The sequence below is a fragment of the Streptomyces sp. NPDC006512 genome (assembly GCF_040611935.1).
In the GTDB taxonomy this organism is placed as follows: domain Bacteria; phylum Actinomycetota; class Actinomycetes; order Streptomycetales; family Streptomycetaceae; genus Streptomyces.
This window is the reverse complement of record NZ_JBEXPG010000017.1, coordinates 93,879-109,018: the sequence shown is the minus strand read 5'-3', so window position 1 is coordinate 109,018 and position 15,140 is coordinate 93,879. Positions and strand designations below refer to the sequence as shown.

Genomic DNA, 15,140 nt, shown 5'->3' with positions numbered 1-15,140 from the left:
CGACAACCAGGTTGCGGCCCCCTTGGCTTCGCACCCCTGACGACCCCGGGCACGTGTGGCCGAGATCATGTCCTTCCCACTCGAACCCTACGTCAAGACGGAGCCGGTGAGCTGCCCGGAAGAGTGACAAGGATTCGGCAACCTCGTGACGATTCGGCCACGCCGATGCCCCCTCCGTGCAGGCCGACGGCCCACTGGGCGATGGCCAGCCCCAGCCCCGTGCCCCCGTCGCCGCCCCGCGCCGCCCCCCGGTTGAACCGCTCGAAGACCCGGTGCCGCTCGGCCTCCGGAATCCCGGGCCCCTCGTCGAGGACCTCCAGCGCCAGGCTCCCGGGAGCCTCCCCGGCCCGGGCCCGCACCGTGACCCGGCCGTGCGGCGGACTGTGCTTGACCGCGTTGTCGATCAGGTTCGCCACCACCTGGTGCAGCCGCTCCGCGTCCGCGTGCGCCGTCAGGTCCGGCGGGAACACGTCCAGGTGGAGGTGCACGTCGTTGCGGGTGTGCCCGCCCGAACCGGTGGTCAGCCCCGGACGCCCGGCCGCCGCCAGCCCCGACTCCTTCAGCACCCCCGACAGGTACGGCCACACCTCGAAGCGGCGCGCCCGCAGCGGCACCACCCCGTTGTCCACCCGGGACAGGTCCAGCAGCGTCTCCACCAGCCGGCCCAGGCGCTCCGTCTGCTTCAGCATCGTCCGCATGGTCTCCGGATCGGCGGCCGACACCCCGTCCACCACGTTCTCCAGCACCGCCCGCAGCGCCGCGATCGGCGTGCGGAGCTCGTGCGAGACGTTCGCGACCAGTTCTTTACGGTGCCTGTCCACCGCCTCCAGGTCGTCCGCCATCAGGTTGATCGTCGAGGCCAGATCGCCCAGCTCGTCCCGGCGCCCCGCCCCGCGCACCCGGCGCGTGTAGTCCCCCTCGGAGATCGCCCGCGCCACCCGCGTCATGTCGTCCAGCGGCGCCGTCAGACCGTGCGCCACGAACTGGGTGATCAGCATCGACGCGATCACCGAGAAGACCGTGATGAACCGCAGCTCGGTGTCCGTGCGCAACGCCACCAGCAGCAGGCCCGTGGTGATGAACACCGAGACCACGACGAGCGTGCCGAGCTTCGTCTTGATCGAGAACGGCGAGTACGGGCGCAGCCCGCCCGCGGGTCGCTGGGCGGGAACCCGCTGACCCGCACGCCGACCCGGCTCGCGCGGCGAGCTGCCCGTGCTCATGCCTGGGCCGGGGTCTCCAGGGCGTACCCGACGCCGTGGACCGTACGGATCCGCTCCGCCCCGATCTTCCGGCGCAGGGCCTTGATGTGGCTGTCGACCGTACGGGTCCCGGACGCGTCGGCCCAGTCCCACACCTCGGCCAGCAGCTGCTCCCGCGAGAGCACCGCGCGCGGCGTCCCCGCCAGGCACACCAGCAGGTCGAACTCGGTCGGCGTCAGGTGCACGTCCTCCGCCTGCACCCGGACCCGGCGCTGCGCGTGGTCGATCTCCAGGTCGCCGAGGCGCAGGGTGGCCCCGCGCGGGGCGTGCGCGGCCAGCGTGGCCCGCTCCACCCGCCGCAGCAGTACGTGGACCCGCGCGGCCAGCTCCCGCATCGAGAACGGCTTCGTCATGTAGTCGTCGGCGCCGACCCCGAGGCCCACCAGCATGTCGGTCTCGTCGTCACGCGCGGTGAGCATCAGCACCGGGACCGGCCGCTGCGCCTGGACCCGGCGGCACACCTCCAGCCCGTCGAAGCCGGGCAGCATGACGTCCAGTACCAGCAGCTCGGGCAGCCAGCTCTCGGCCGCCGCCACGGCGGCGGGACCGTCGTACGCCGCCTGGACCTGGAAGCCCTCGGCGCGCAGCCGGGCCGCGATGGCGTCGGCGATGGTGCGGTCGTCCTCGACCACGAGCACGCGCCGCTGGGCGCCTGGGGTGGCCGCGGCGCCGCTGTGGGTGGTGTGTGTCTGTTCCATGTCCCGCCCCTGAAGATCCCGCGTGATGGGGTGCAGCGTAGAGGAGCCCACGGCCTGCGGCTATGCGGGGTTCGGACAGGGACCGCCGGGTTCCGCGTCCCGGCGCGGCCCGCCGCGGGCGCGCCCGTGCAGCGCACACCGTCCTTCCGCCCTTCCGCGGGGTCCGGCCCGGCGGGCGGGCTCCGGTGACGCACCTCACCGACCTGTCCGTACGTCAGGTCTCCGGGTCGAAGCGGGGGAGGGAGTCCAGGACCCCCGTCAGGCCCGGAGTCAGCGAGGACTGGTCGCAGGCCACCTCGGTGCCGTCGTGCGTGAAGGCGTACACGAAACCGTCGAAAACGGGCCGGTCGGACATCGTGACCCGGGGTAGACGGGGGAGTCCGGCCTCGCGGAGCGCGGTGCGCAGCGCCTCCAGCCCCTCCGCCGGCAGCTTCCCGGAGCCCTCGGGGCGGGCCCCGCCGTCCAGCCGGGTCCAGGAGCCGTCGCCCTTGACGATCAGGGTGTGGGTGCGGCCCGCGTAGCCGCCGGTGCGCGACACCCGGACGAGGGTCTCGCCGTCCGCCGGGGGCGTCGTGGGCGTGGGCGTGGGCGTGCCGGGGGGAAGGGTCCGGGCCGGGCCGGTGGGGGAGGCGGGTCCGGTCGGGGAAGCCGGTCCGGGGGAGGGCGTCGCCGTGGCCGCCGGGACGCCCGGGCCCGGCGCGGGGCCGGCGCCGTCGGGCGGCCGCCCGCCGCCGGAGCCGCACCCGGCCAGGACCACCGCAGCGGCCGCCACGGCCGCCGCGGCCGTCACCGCCGCGCTCGCCCTCGCCGTCGCCGTCGCACGGAACGTTCGCACACCCACCTCCGCGGGGTTCGGGCCGAACCCCGAGTATGGAGTCCCCCGCCCCCCGTCGGAAAGCATCCGGAGGCCGTCATCCGCCGCATCGCCCCCTGGCGCGTCGTCCCCGCGGCCGTGGCCCTGCTCCTCGGTGCGTGGGGCCTGGAACGGGGTCCCGGCGGCGGCAGCATGTGGCGCGACGAATCCGTCACCTGGCAGGTCGCCCACCGTCCCCCGGCCGGGCTGTGGGAACTCCTCGGGCAGGTCGACGCCGTGCACGGCCTCTACTACCTGCTGATGCACGCGGTGTTCGGCCTGTGGGACGGCGGCCTGTGGGCACTGCGGCTCCCCTCCGTCGCCGCGACGGCCCTCGCGGCGGCCGGAGTGGCCGCGGTGGCGCACCGGCTGGCGGGGGAGCGGGCCGCGCTGTGGGCCGGCACCGCCTACGCCGTACTGCCGCCCGTACAGGCGTACGCCCAGGAGGGACGTTCGTACGCACTGGTCGCGGCCGCCGTGGTCTGGGCGACGTACCTGATGCTGCGGGGGCGGTGGGCGGCGTACGCGCCGGTGCTGCTGCTGGGCTGCTGGCTGCACGAGTTCGCCGTACTGGCCCTGCTCGCGCACGCCCCCACCGCGTGGCGCTCGCGCGGCTGGCGGTGGAGCGCCGCGGCGGTCGTGGCCGGGCTGCTGCCGCTCGCGGCGGTGAGCGCCGGGCAGGCGCGGCAGCAACTGGGCTGGCTCGGACGGCCCTCCTGGCAGGACTGGGCGGCCTACGGGGTGGTGGCGGCCGCGGTGCTGCTGCTCGCGCGGCGGCCGCCGGCCGGCGAGCGGGACCTGGTACGGGTCGCCGTGCCGCTCGCCCTGCTGCCGCCCGGGCTGCTGATCGCCGTCTCGCTCGTCCACCCCTGGTACGTCGACCGGTACGTCCTCTACTCCCTCACCGGGCTCGCCCTGCTCGCCGGGGCGCGGCTCGCGCGGGCGCGGGGCCCGTGGCCGTGGCTGCTGGTGGCCGCGCTGCTCGTGCCGTTCGGGACCTGGTCGGCGTGGCTGCGGACCCCGGACAGCCGCAAGGACGACGTGCTCGCGGTGGCCGCCGCCGTCCGGGAGCGGGCCCGGCCCGGGGACGCCGTGCTGTTCATGCCCGCCCGGCGGCGGGAGTGGCTGCTGTCCTCGCCCGAGGTGTACGGGGGCCTGCGCGACGTGGCCCTGGACCGTTCCCCGGCGGCTTCGCGCAGCCTCCAGGGCACCGAGCGCACCGCGGACGCCGTCCGGGCGGCGCTGGCCGCCTCCCCGCGGGTCATCGCCCTGCTGGACCCGGCCGGGCAGCCCCTGGACCCGTACCCGCACGAGGCGGCGAAGCGCGAGACCCTGGCCGCCTCCTTCGAACTGTGCTCGGTGACCCCGCTCCGCGGGGCCCGCGTCGCGCTCTACGCCCGGCCGGGCGGCTGCGGCTGAAACCCCGCCGCCCGGGCGGCCGTTGCGTGCGCGAGGATGACCGGACCACGCCACACCACGCCACACCACACCACGCCACACCGCGCAGCGGGCGCCGTGCCGCGACCCGGCCGCCCCGCCGACCCCCTGGAGCCGCTCATGACCGCGCCGCTCGACCCCCCGCCCGGGCCCTCCGCCGGGCCGGCCGCCCCCGTCGGGCCGCGGCCGCCCGGGCCGCTCGTCGGGGCGGGGTGGGTCGCCGAGCGGCTCGGGACGCCCGGGCTGGTGGTGTTCGACGCCTCCGTCGGGGCGCACCGGGGGGCGGAGCGCCGCATTCCGGGAGCCCGGCCCTTCGACCTCGACGGGGCCCTGTCCGACCACACCGCCGCCGCCCCGCACACCATGCCCGGCGCCGAGGAGTTCGCCGGGGCGATGCGCGCCCTCGGCGTCGACGACACGGACACCGTGGTCGTCTACGACGCCGCCGGGACCTACTCCAGCGCCCGCGCCTGGTGGATGCTCCGCGCGACGGGCTTCGACCGGGTGGCCGTCCTGGACGGCGGCCTGCCCGCCTGGACCGCCGCCGGCCTGCCCGTCGAGGAGGCCGCCCCCGCCTACGGAGGCCCGTACGGCTCCTTCACCGCCCGGCCGCGCCCCGGACTGCTGGTCGACGCCGACACCGTCTCGGCGGCCCTGGCCGACCCGGCCGCCGTCGTACTCGACGCCCGGACCCGGGAACGCTTCGCCGGCACCGCTCCGGAGCCGCGCCCGGGCCTGCGCGGCGGTCACATGCCGGGCGCGGTGAACCTGCCCTTCGGGGACCTCCGGGGCCCCGACGGGCTGATGCGCCCGGCGGACGAACTCCGCGCGGCCTTCGCACCGCTGACCCGGGGCCGGGAGCGGCTCTACTTCAGCTGCGGTTCCGGGGTCACCGCGTGCGTGCTCGCCCTCGGCGCCACCCTGGCCGGGTACCGGGACCTGGCGGTGTACGACGGCTCGTGGAGCGAATGGGGCGACCCCGCCGCCCGCCGCCCGGTGGAGACCGGCCCGGCCGCGGACTGACCGGCCGGCCCGGGCGTGCCCCCGGGGGATAACCCCACCCCGGGCTCGGGTACCGGCCCCAGCGCAGGGCGCGGCCGGGCTCACCAGACTGGCGACATGGCATCCGACACGACCTCAGCCCTGCTCGCCCGTAAGACGGTTGGCGCCACCGCGGCCGCCGTCCTCCTGCTCCTCGCGGGCTGCGCCGTCGACGGGACGGTGACGCGGATGAAGACCGCCACCGCCGACGCCACCGTGACCGAGGCCGTCACGGCGGTCGAGATCGCGGACGGACGGCACGGCTCCGTCGAGGTGACCCCGGGCACCGGCCCCGGGGTCACGATCCACCGGACCGTGCACTTCCGCGGTGACACCGCGCCCACCCCCACCCAGCGGGTGTCCGGCGGCGTCCTCACCTTCACCGCCGGCTGCGCGGACAGCTGCTACACCGACTACCGCCTGGAGGTCCCCGCCTCCGCGAAGGTCACCGTCGGCAACTCCAGCGGCCGCATCCAGGTCACGGGGGTCGCGGCCGCCGAGCTGACCTCGGACTCCGGGGACGTGCGGGCCCGGCGGATCGCCGGCCCGCTGAAGATCCGTACCTCCTCCGGCACGATCACCGCCGAGGCGCTGTCCGGCCCGGAGGCCGACGTCCGCTCCGACTCGGGCGACGCCCGCCTGGCCTTCGTGACGGCCCCGGCCTCGGTCAGCGCCGTCACCACCTCGGGCGACCTCACCCTGCTGGTCCCGCGGGCCCCGTACCGGCTGGACGCGTCGACCCGCTCCGGTGACCGCGACGTCACCGTCCCCCTCACCCCCGACGCGCCCTCCCGGCTGCGCCTCGAAACGACGTCGGGCGACATCGAGGCCGCCCTCTCCTGACGGCCCCTGCGTCCGTCCGCCACCCGTCCGCCACCCGTCCGCCGCCCGTTCGCCCCCGGCGAACGGGCGTTGGGGAACAACAGGGGACTCACGTGCATTGAGTCGGCATAGCTCAAGTTCACTGCCGGAGGGAAGATCATGGCTTCGACGTCCGTATCGCTCACCCTGCCCGTGCTGCCGCTGGACGACGAGGTCGTGCTGCCGGGGATGGTCGTTCCGCTGGACCTGTCCGACGCCGAGGTACGCGCCGCCGTCGAGGCCGCGCAGGCGGCGGCGGGCAGCGGGAAGCCCCGCGTGCTGCTCGTGCCGAGGATCGACGGGACGTACGCGGGCACCGGTGTGCTCGGGACCGTCGAACAGGTCGGCCGGCTCTCCGACGGGGACCCCGGCGCCCTGATCCGCGGCCGCGGCCGTGTCCGCATCGGGGCCGGGACCACCGGCCCCGGCGCCGCCCTGTGGGTGGAGGGCGAGACCGTGGACGAGCACGTGCCCGACCCGCTGCCCGGCGCCGTCGCCGAGCTCGTCACCGAGTACAAGGCGCTGGCCACCAGCTGGCTCAAGAGGCGCGGCGCCTGGCAGGTCGTGGACCGGGTGCAGCAGATCGAGGGCGTCTCCGCGCTCGCCGACAACTCCGGCTACTCCCCCTTCCTGACCGTCGCCCAGAAGGTGGAGCTGCTGGAGACGGCCGACCCCGTCGCCCGGCTCCGCCTCGCCGTCCGCCTCCTCAGCGACCACCTCGCCGAGCAGGACGTCGCCGAGTCCATCGCCAAGGACGTCCAGGACGGGGTCGACAAGCAGCAGCGCGAGTTCCTCCTCAGGCGCCAGCTGGAGGCCGTCCGCAAGGAACTGCGCGAGCTGAACGGAGAGAAGGACGGCGAGGAGTCCGACGACTACCGGGCCCGCGTCGAGGCCGCCGACCTGCCGGAGAAGGTGCGCGAAGCCGCCCTGAAGGAGGTCGAGAAGCTCGAACGGGCCAGCGATCAGAGCCCGGAGGGCTCCTGGATCCGCACCTGGCTGGACACGGTCCTCGAACTGCCCTGGAACGAGCGCACCGAGGACGAGTACGACATCCAGGGCGCCCGGGCGGTCCTCGACGCCGAGCACGCCGGGCTGAGCGACGTGAAGGACCGCATCACGGAGTACCTGGCCGTGCGCAAGCGCCGCGGCGAACGCGGCCTCGGCGTCATCGGCGGCCGCCGCGGCGGCGCCGTACTGGCCCTCGTGGGCCCTCCGGGCGTCGGCAAGACCTCGCTCGGCGAGAGCGTCGCGCACGCCATGGGCCGCAAGTTCGTCCGCGTCGCGCTCGGCGGCGTCCGGGACGAGGCCGAGGTGCGCGGCCACCGCCGCACCTACGTCGGCGCGCTGCCCGGCCGGATCGTCCGCGCCATCAAGGAGGCGGGGTCCATGAACCCGGTCGTCCTCCTCGACGAGATCGACAAGGTCGGCTCCGACTTCCGCGGGGACCCGGCCGCCGCCCTCCTGGAAGTCCTCGACCCGGCGCAGAACCACACCTTCCGGGACCACTACCTGGAGGTCGAACTGGACCTCAGCGACGTGGTCTTCCTGGCCACCGCCAACGTCCTGGAAGCCATCCCCGAGGCCCTGGCCGACCGGATGGAACTGGTCCGCCTCGACGGCTACACCGAGGACGAGAAGGTCGTCATCGCCCGGGACCACCTCCTGCCCCGCCAGCTGGAGCGGACCGGCCTCGGCGCCGACGAGGTCGTCCTGGAAGAAGAGGCCCTGCGCAAGCTCGCGGGCGAGTACACCCGCGAGGCGGGCGTGCGCACCCTGGAGCGGTCCCTCGCCCGGCTGCTGCGCAAGGTGGCCGCCCAGCACGAACTGGGGGAGCGGGAGCTGCCGCTGACCATCGGCCCCGACGACCTGCGGACGTTCATCGGCAGGCCGCACCACGTCCCGGAGTCCGCACAGGACCCGGCCGAGCGGCGCACCGCCGTGCCCGGCGTGGCCACCGGCCTGGCCGTGACCGGAGCCGGCGGGGACGTGCTGTTCGTGGAGGCCTCGCTCGCCGACCCCGAGACCGGGGCCGCCGGACTCACCCTCACGGGCCAGCTCGGCGACGTCATGAAGGAATCGGCGCAGATCGCCCTCAGCTTCCTGCGCTCGCACGGAGCGGAACTGGAACTCCCCGTCGCCGACCTCAAGGACCGGGGCGTCCACATCCACTTCCCGGCGGGCGCGGTCCCCAAGGACGGCCCCAGCGCCGGCATCACCATGACGACGGCCCTCGCCTCACTGCTCTCCGGGCGCCAGGTCCGCACCGACGTGGCCATGACCGGCGAGGTCTCCCTGACCGGACGGGTCCTGCCCATCGGCGGGGTCAAGCAGAAGCTCCTCGCCGCGCACCGGGCCGGACTCACCACGGTGATCATCCCCAAGCGGAACGAGGCCGACCTGGACGACGTCCCGGCCGAGGTGCTGGAGGGGCTGGAGGTGCACCCGGTGACGGACGTGCGCCAGGTCCTGGAACTGGCCCTCGCCGGGGCGGAGGTCTCCTTCACCAAGGCCGCCTGACCGGCCACGACTCCGCCCGGGGGCCCGGGAACCCGCTTCGGCGGGGCCCCGGGCCCCCGCCGCGCCCGCTGCGAAATACTGGGCCCCCTGAGAGGTGGCCTCGTACAGAGGTGCCACACACCACCGATGGGAGCGGACGTGCACGGAAGTGAAGACCAGGAGTTCCTCGCCCTGGAGCGGGAGCTGTCCGTCTTCCTCCGGCGTGCCCGGGCCTCCTCCGGGGAGATGGCCCGCGCCCTCCACCCCGAGCTGGAGCCCGCCGCGTACGGGCTCCTCGTCCGGCTGGAGGCGGCGGGCCGGCAGCGGGCCACCGAGCTCGCCGCCTACTTCGGCGTCGGCAAGGCCACCATGAGCCGGCAGCTGAGGGCCCTGGAGGTGCTGGGCCTGGTCGCCCGGGAGCCGGACCCGGCCGACGGCCGCGCCTTCCTCGTCGGGCTCACGGAGGAGGGCCGGGAACGGTTCCTGCGCGTCCGCGGGGCCCGCCGCGAGCAGTACATGCGCAAGCTCGCCGACTGGGACCGGGGCGAGGTGGCCGAACTCGCCAGGCTCCTGCACCAGCTGAACTCCGGCGAGGAGTGAGCCGGCGAGCGTGCGGGCCGGCCCGGCCGGGCGGACCTGGCCCGGCCGGCACCCCCTACAGCTCCGCGTAGACCGCCGAGGCGTCGTCGTGCCGCTTGTGGCGGGCCGACGGGCGCAACGGATCCGACTCGATCGCCCGGACCCGCCCGATCAGCCCCTCGGCGCCCTCCTTGCGCAGCACGTCCAGGCAGGCCGCCCAGTCGCCCTCCCCGAACGTGTCCGTCCACCGGCTCGCCCCGTCCGTGAGCGCGGCCACCGCCAGCACTTCCTCGCGCGGGGTGCGCCCGGTGACGGCCCGGGCCGCCACCGCCGGGTCCGCGGCCGCCGTGAAGAAGCCGCCCTCCGCGTTGCGCAGGGCGTCCGTCGCCGCGACCGAGCCCAGCACCTCGCCCGGGATCCGGTCGAGGCGGTCGTCGAGCACCGCCGAGACCCGCCCGTCCGCCCCGCGGAGCAGGAGCACGGAGTCCGACAGCACGAGGTGCTCCACCCAGGACGCGTCCCAGCGCACCAGTACGACCGTCGCTTGCGGGGTCCGCACGTGAGAAAGGTCACAGGTTTCGCGGTGGGCGTCGGCGGTGTCGCCGATGGCCCGCGCCAGGATCCGGTCCAGCGGCATGTCCCGCCGCGATCCGGACAGTTCGGTCAATCGGCCGCCGAGCCGCGCCGAGAACCAGGGCACGCCGTGCCCGCACCCGTCCCCGCCGCGCGGCGGGGTGACCCCGTCCAGCACCACCAGGACGCCGCCGCCCGACGCAGGTGCCGACGCCGACACCCAGTCCTCGTTGGGGCGTTCCGGGTTGCCGGGGGCCGTGGCGAGGTCGATGCGCATGCGGACATTCTGCCCGGTACGCCGCTCCCCGCACCGGTAGGTCCGTACCAATCCCGGGTGGGGTGACGCACCCCCGCACGGCCCGCCCGCCGGACCCCCGCCGGGATGTGGGCGGGCATAGTGCCAAAGCCCGGCTCGATCTTTCAACCACCCGTCCACGAGCGGCCCCTGACACGGGGTGCCCGAGTTGGTCGCCCACTCCTCCGTGATGTTCACTCCTTCGAGTGGCCGGGTGGGCGATGTGCGGCTCTCTTCCCATCACACTGCAAAGGTCTGAGGCGGTACGAGGGGGCAGGGGGCGTTTACTTGTTGACCGGCCGTTACCTCGGCCACACGAGTAGACGAGCACGAGCACACGTACAGGATTGCGAGCACCGGTGCAGAAGAAGCGGTCTCGGAAGAACGGCACCGCCAGCGCCGACGGACCCGCCAACGCAGGACGGCGCGTCCGCGTCCGCCGCAGGCTGGTCATCGGTGTGGCAGTCGCCGGACTCACCGTCCTCGCGGCCGGCGCACCCGCCGTCGTGTCCGCCACGAGGGAACTGAACGACTCACAGCGCCTGGTCACCCTCGCGGAACAGACGCAGCACACCCTCACCCTCACCCACCTCCTCGGCGACGAGCGCGACGCCGTCGTCGAGTACGTGGCCAAGGGCCGGCCCGGAGCCGCCAAGGCCCCCGTCGACGAGCGCACCGCCCGCACCGACCGGCAGATCGCCGAAGTACGGGCCGAAGCCGACGAGGAACTCGCCCGCGCCCTCGCCAAGGTCCAGACGGTCCGCGCCGAGGCCGTCGACGGCAAGGGCACCGCCCTCGCCGCCCACCAGGCCTACGCCGGTGTCCTCGGCGAACTCTTCGCGCCGGGAGACCGGCTCGTCGAACTCACCCCGCCGCGCGCGGAGGCCGCCCTGGCCACCACGCGCCCCCTGGCCCCCCTCGGCCAGGCCGTGGAACAGGCCTCCGCCACCCGCGGACTGCTGCTCGCCGCGCTGGCCGTCCCCCGCGGCGAGCAGCCCCCCAACTCGGCCCTCGCGGACGAACTCACCGCCGCCTCGCAGCGCTCCCGCGTCCGCGAACAGGCCGCCCTCGACGACTTCGCGCGCATCGCCCGGCCCGACGTACGGCAGACCCTCGCCGTCACCGTCACCGGCCCCGAGGTCAAGACCGCCGACGACTTCCTCAAGCGGCTCACCGACCGGCCGACGCTGACCCCGGCCGACCGCAAGGTCGACGCCGGCGCCGTCGGCACCGCCCTCACCGCGCGCATCGACCGCATGCGCTCGGTGGAGTCCACCCTCGCCGGCACCCGCGCCGCCGCCCTCGCCGCCCAGCGCGACGACGACGTCACCCGCCTGGAACTCGTCGTCGCCGGACTCGGGGTGCTCTTCCTCTTCGTCGTCGGCTTCTCCACGGCCGTCGCCCGCTCCCTGACCCGGCCGCTGTCCGTGCTGCGCCGCGGCGCGGAACGGCTGACGACCGCCGAGGGCTCGACCGAGCCCGTGCGCTTCACCGGCCGCAACGACGAGTTCGCCGAGGTCGTCCGCCACCTCAACGCGGTGCGCGACCAGACGGTCTCCCTCCACACCCGGATCGCCGGACTCGACGCCGACCGCCGCCGCCTCATCGGCCGCAACGAGGCCCTCGCCTCCGGCCGCGAGGAACTGGAGAAGGAACTCACCGCGCTGCGCGCCGGCCTCGAAGAACACCGCCGCGTCATGTCGACCACCTCGGTCTCCCTGTCCCTGCGGACCCTCGGCCTCGTCGAGCGCCAGCTCGCGGTCATCGAGGAACTGGAATCCAAGGAAGGCGACCCGGACCGGCTCGCCACCCTCTTCAAGCTGGACCACCTCGCGACGGTCATGCGCCGCCACAACGAGAACCTGCTGGTCCTGGCCGGGCAGGAACACGGGCACGGACAGACCCTGCCCGTCCCGCTCGTCGACGTCATGCGCGCGGCGGTCAGCGAGATCGAACGCTACGAACGCGTCGACCTCGCCACCCTCCCCTCGTACACGCAGATCGCCGGACACGCCGCCGACGACATCTCGCACGTCATCGCCGAACTGCTGGAGAACGCGACGACGTTCTCGCCCCCGGACGCCAAGGTGAAGGTCTCCGGCTGGCTCCAGGACTCCGGCGACGTGGTGCTGTCCGTCGTCGACTCCGGCATCGGGGTCACCGGCGACCGCCTGGAATCCCTCAACGCCCGCCTGTCCACCCCCGAGGCCTACGACGAGGAACCGGAATCCGAGCACGGCCTCGGCCTCGGCCTGTACGTCGCCGGACGGCTCGCCGCCCGCCACGGCGTCACCGCCGAGCTGCGCGCCGCGCGCCACGGCGGTACCGAGGCCCTGGTCGTCGTCCCCGCGACCCTGCTGCCGACCGCCCCGCCGGCCACCCCGGTGCACACCCTGGCCTCGCCGGACCTGCCCGCGTACCAGCTCCCCGGCGCCGTCGCCGAGGCGAACGAGAACACCCTGCCGCCCCGCCTGCGGCCCCAGGCCGAACCGGACGGGGCCGACGCGGTCGACGCGCCCGCCCAGGTGACCGGTGCCGACGCGGTGACCGGTGCCGACACCGTGGCGGGACCCGACGCGGTGGCCGCCGACGAGGCGCCCGCCCGGGTGGTGTCGCTGGCCGAGGCATTCGACACCGAGACCCCGGCCCCCGCCGCCGAACCGGCCACCCCCGACGAGGAACTCCTCGCCCGGGTCGTGCCCGACGCCGACACGATCGAGGGCTTCGAGGGCTTCGACGCCGGTGAACCGCACCCGGCCGATCAGCTCACCACCCCCTCCGCGCCGGAGCCCGACGCGGCCCCCGGGAGCGGGGCCCCGGCCAACGCCGAGTTCGAGCCCGCGACCACCGAGACCGCGTCCGCCGAGCCCGCCCCGGCGTCCGCCGACGGGGACACCCCGGTCCGGGTCGTCCCGCTCGCCGAGGCCTTCGACCCCGACGCCCCCGCGGACCTGCCCCCGGCCGAGCAGGTCTTCACCGTGCCCGCCCCGGCAGCCGAGGCCCCGGACGCGCCCGGAGCCGGCGAGGAGCTCCTCGCCCGCGTCGCCGCCGACGCGGACCCGGACGCCTTCGCCGAGGCGGACCCCGGCCCCGAGGACACCGGGACGGAACCGGACGCCGCCGCGCGGGTCTCCGTACCGGACGAAGGACTGTCGCTCCTCGCACAGCCCTACACCGTCCCCGCCCCCGACACCGAACAGCCCGCCCACCGGCGGGCCGACGCCGACGACCACTTCGTCCCCCGCCAGGGCAGCCACCCCGGACACGACGCCGAGACCGCCCCCCGGCGCCCCGTGACCGAGGCCGTCACCGACAAGGGACTCCCCAAGCGCACCCCGCGCGCCTCGGCCGGCCCCGCCCGCCCCGCGAGCCCCGCCGAGACCCGCCCCGAACCGCGCCGGGTGGACGCCGAGGAACTGCGCCGCCGCCTCGGCGGCTTCTACCAGGGCGCCCAGGACGGGCGGCGCGTCGTCGCCGCCGAACTCGCCCAGGACCAGGACCGGGACCAGGACCGGGGGCAGGGTCACACCGACCAGGGGGACACCGCACAGGAGGCACGCACATGACCGCGCCCAGTACGTACGGACTGAGCACCCAGGCCCGTAACCTGCAGTGGCTGCTGACCGACCTCGTCGAGGAGGTGCCCGGCGTCAACTCCGTCGCCGTCGTCTCCTCGGACGGCCTCCTGCTGCTCTCCTCCGAGCCAGGAACGGACACCGCCCCGCAGGACCGCCCCAAGGGCCCCCGCGGCGCCTCCGCCGACCTCGCCACCATCGTCTCCGGACTCGGCAGCCTCACCACCGGCGCGGCCGCCCTGATGGAGTGCGGCTCCGTCAAGCAGACCATGGTCGCCATGGAGAACGGCTCCGTCTTCGTCATGGCCATCAGCGACGGCTCCCTGCTCGGCGTGCACGCCACACCCGACTGCGACATGAGCGTCGTCGCCTACCACATGGCCCTGTTCGTCGGCCGCGCCGGCCACGTCCTGACCCCCGAAGTCCGCAGCGAGCTGCGCCAGTCGATGGAGAAGACCCCGTGAGGAGTACGGCCTCCGACCGGCTGCCGATACGCGGCGCCGACCGCCGCCCCGCCCGCGTCCGCCCGTACTCCCTCACGGGCGGCCGGACCCGCTTCACGCAGGTCCTGCTCGTAGAGACCTTCGTCGCCGCCCTGGACACCAGCACCCCCCAGACGGCCGACCGCATGCCCGAGATGCGCGCCATCGTCGAGGTGTGCCGCCGCATGCGCACGATCGCCGAGATCTCCGCCCTGCTGAAGCTCCCGCTCGGCGTGGTCCGCGTCCTCGTCAGCGACCTCGCCGACCAGGGCCGGATACGCGTCTACGGCACGGGCCACGGCACCGGCCGCCCCGAACGCGCGCTGCTCGAAAGGGTGCTCAGTGGTCTTCGCCGTCTCTGACCCGGCCGCCCTGGTGGACGACGAACCCGTCCAGCCCTGGCAGTACGACCGCTCCCGCGCGCCCGTCGCCGTCAAGGTGCTCGTCGCCGGCGGCTTCGGCGTCGGCAAGACCACCTTCGTGTCCTCCCTCTCCGAGATCACCCCGCTGCGCACCGAAGCGGTGATGACCCAGGCCGGCGTGCCCACCGACGACCTGACCGGCACCCCGGACAAGAGCACCACGACCGTCGCCATGGACTTCGGCCGCGTCACACTCGCCGACGACCTCGTGCTCTACGTGTACGGGACGCCGGGCCAGGAGCGGTTCTGGTTCATGTGGGACGACCTGGTGCGCGGCGCCATCGGCGGCCTCGTGCTCGCCGACACGCGCCGCCTGCGCGACTGCTTCCCCGCCCTCGACTACTTCGAGAGCTGCGGCCTGCCGTACGCCGTCGCCGTCAACCACTTCGAGGGCTCCCGCTCGTACGAGCCGGAGGACGTCCGCGAGGCGCTCACCATCCCCGACGACGTCCCCGTCGTGATCATGGACGCGCGGCGCCGGGCCACGGTCGTCGAGTCGCTGCTGACCCTGGTGGGCCACGCACTGGACACGACGCCCGCATAGGGCCGCCTGCCCGCCTGCCTGC

Annotated in this window: 13 protein-coding genes; 9 read left to right on the top strand and 4 right to left on the bottom strand. The window is 75.0% G+C overall.

The window, feature by feature from the left end:
* Positions 1-92 precede the first annotated feature (92 nt).
* From ABZZ17_RS14520 to ABZZ17_RS14510, 3 genes are all read right to left on the bottom strand, one after another.
* A complete protein-coding gene (locus tag ABZZ17_RS14520) occupies positions 93-1,223 on the bottom strand; it encodes a HAMP domain-containing sensor histidine kinase (protein WP_356875692.1) in 1,131 nt (376 codons plus the stop codon).
* On the bottom strand, positions 1,220-1,960 hold the full coding sequence (locus ABZZ17_RS14515; protein ID WP_356875690.1) for a response regulator transcription factor: 741 nt from the start codon (positions 1,958-1,960) through the stop codon (positions 1,220-1,222). Before ABZZ17_RS14515 ends, ABZZ17_RS14520 begins: the two co-directional genes overlap by 4 nt.
* Before the next feature lie 214 nt (positions 1,961-2,174).
* Entirely contained in the window at positions 2,175-2,795 is a 621-nt protein-coding gene (locus ABZZ17_RS14510; protein ID WP_356875688.1) for a hypothetical protein, read from the bottom strand.
* A 117-nt stretch (positions 2,796-2,912) separates the two neighbouring features.
* Here ABZZ17_RS14510 and ABZZ17_RS14505 point away from each other — a divergent pair, with 117 nt between their 5' ends.
* The 5 genes from ABZZ17_RS14505 to ABZZ17_RS14485 all read left to right on the top strand — a co-directional run bounded on the left by ABZZ17_RS14505 (position 2,913) and on the right by ABZZ17_RS14485 (position 9,248).
* Positions 2,913-4,232, top strand: a complete 1,320-nt coding sequence (locus ABZZ17_RS14505) for a hypothetical protein (RefSeq protein WP_356875686.1) — start codon at positions 2,913-2,915, stop codon at positions 4,230-4,232.
* A gap of 138 nt (positions 4,233-4,370) precedes the next feature.
* Positions 4,371-5,273 (top strand): sulfurtransferase, encoded by a 903-nt coding sequence (locus ABZZ17_RS14500; RefSeq protein ID WP_356875684.1) that lies wholly within the window; start codon positions 4,371-4,373, stop codon positions 5,271-5,273.
* Positions 5,274-5,369: 96 nt separating this feature from the next.
* Positions 5,370-6,134 (top strand): DUF4097 family beta strand repeat-containing protein, encoded by a 765-nt coding sequence (locus tag ABZZ17_RS14495; RefSeq protein WP_356875682.1) that lies wholly within the window; start codon positions 5,370-5,372, stop codon positions 6,132-6,134.
* 138 nt (positions 6,135-6,272) lie between these two features.
* Positions 6,273-8,669, top strand: coding sequence for an endopeptidase La (gene lon, locus ABZZ17_RS14490; protein ID WP_356875680.1), 2,397 nt, complete (start codon positions 6,273-6,275; stop codon positions 8,667-8,669).
* 138 nt (positions 8,670-8,807) lie between these two features.
* Complete coding sequence (locus ABZZ17_RS14485) at positions 8,808-9,248, top strand: MarR family transcriptional regulator (protein WP_356875678.1); 441 nt, start codon at positions 8,808-8,810, stop codon at positions 9,246-9,248.
* A 55-nt stretch (positions 9,249-9,303) separates the two neighbouring features.
* Here the strand turns inward: ABZZ17_RS14485 and ABZZ17_RS14480 are convergent, their stop codons facing one another.
* Positions 9,304-10,077, bottom strand: a complete 774-nt coding sequence (locus tag ABZZ17_RS14480; protein ID WP_356875676.1) for a protein phosphatase 2C domain-containing protein — start codon at positions 10,075-10,077, stop codon at positions 9,304-9,306.
* A gap of 377 nt (positions 10,078-10,454) precedes the next feature.
* Between ABZZ17_RS14480 and ABZZ17_RS14475 the strand changes: the two genes are divergently transcribed.
* Genes ABZZ17_RS14475 through ABZZ17_RS14460 form a run of 4 tightly spaced genes read left to right on the top strand, consistent with a single transcriptional unit; the run spans position 10,455 to position 15,118 of the window.
* Entirely contained in the window at positions 10,455-13,661 is a 3,207-nt protein-coding gene (locus ABZZ17_RS14475) for a nitrate- and nitrite sensing domain-containing protein (RefSeq protein ID WP_356875674.1), read from the top strand.
* Complete coding sequence (locus ABZZ17_RS14470; protein ID WP_356875672.1) at positions 13,658-14,134, top strand: roadblock/LC7 domain-containing protein; 477 nt, start codon at positions 13,658-13,660, stop codon at positions 14,132-14,134. Before ABZZ17_RS14475 ends, ABZZ17_RS14470 begins: the two co-directional genes overlap by 4 nt.
* Positions 14,131-14,514 carry a DUF742 domain-containing protein gene (locus ABZZ17_RS14465; protein ID WP_356875670.1) on the top strand — a complete coding sequence of 128 codons (384 nt, stop codon included), beginning with the start codon at positions 14,131-14,133 and terminating at the stop codon, positions 14,512-14,514. The genes ABZZ17_RS14470 and ABZZ17_RS14465 overlap by 4 nt, the downstream gene beginning before the upstream one ends.
* Positions 14,495-15,118, top strand: a complete 624-nt coding sequence (locus tag ABZZ17_RS14460) for an ATP/GTP-binding protein (RefSeq protein WP_356875668.1) — start codon at positions 14,495-14,497, stop codon at positions 15,116-15,118. The genes ABZZ17_RS14465 and ABZZ17_RS14460 overlap by 20 nt, the downstream gene beginning before the upstream one ends.
* Positions 15,119-15,140: the final 22 nt, after the last annotated feature.

Excerpts from the sequence above, each read along its gene's own strand:
- ABZZ17_RS14480 (WP_356875676.1), bottom strand. The coding sequence starts at position 10,077 with ATGCGCATCGACCTCGCCACGGCCCCCGGCAACCCGGAACGCCCCAAC.
- ABZZ17_RS14500 (WP_356875684.1), top strand. The coding sequence starts at position 4,371 with ATGACCGCGCCGCTCGACCCCCCGCCCGGGCCCTCCGCCGGGCCGGCC.
- ABZZ17_RS14470 (WP_356875672.1), top strand. The coding sequence starts at position 13,658 with ATGACCGCGCCCAGTACGTACGGACTGAGCACCCAGGCCCGTAACCTG.
- ABZZ17_RS14515 (WP_356875690.1), bottom strand. The coding sequence starts at position 1,960 with ATGGAACAGACACACACCACCCACAGCGGCGCCGCGGCCACCCCAGGC.
- ABZZ17_RS14520 (WP_356875692.1), bottom strand. The coding sequence starts at position 1,223 with ATGAGCACGGGCAGCTCGCCGCGCGAGCCGGGTCGGCGTGCGGGTCAG.
- ABZZ17_RS14495 (WP_356875682.1), top strand. The coding sequence starts at position 5,370 with ATGGCATCCGACACGACCTCAGCCCTGCTCGCCCGTAAGACGGTTGGC.
- lon (WP_356875680.1), top strand. The coding sequence starts at position 6,273 with ATGGCTTCGACGTCCGTATCGCTCACCCTGCCCGTGCTGCCGCTGGAC.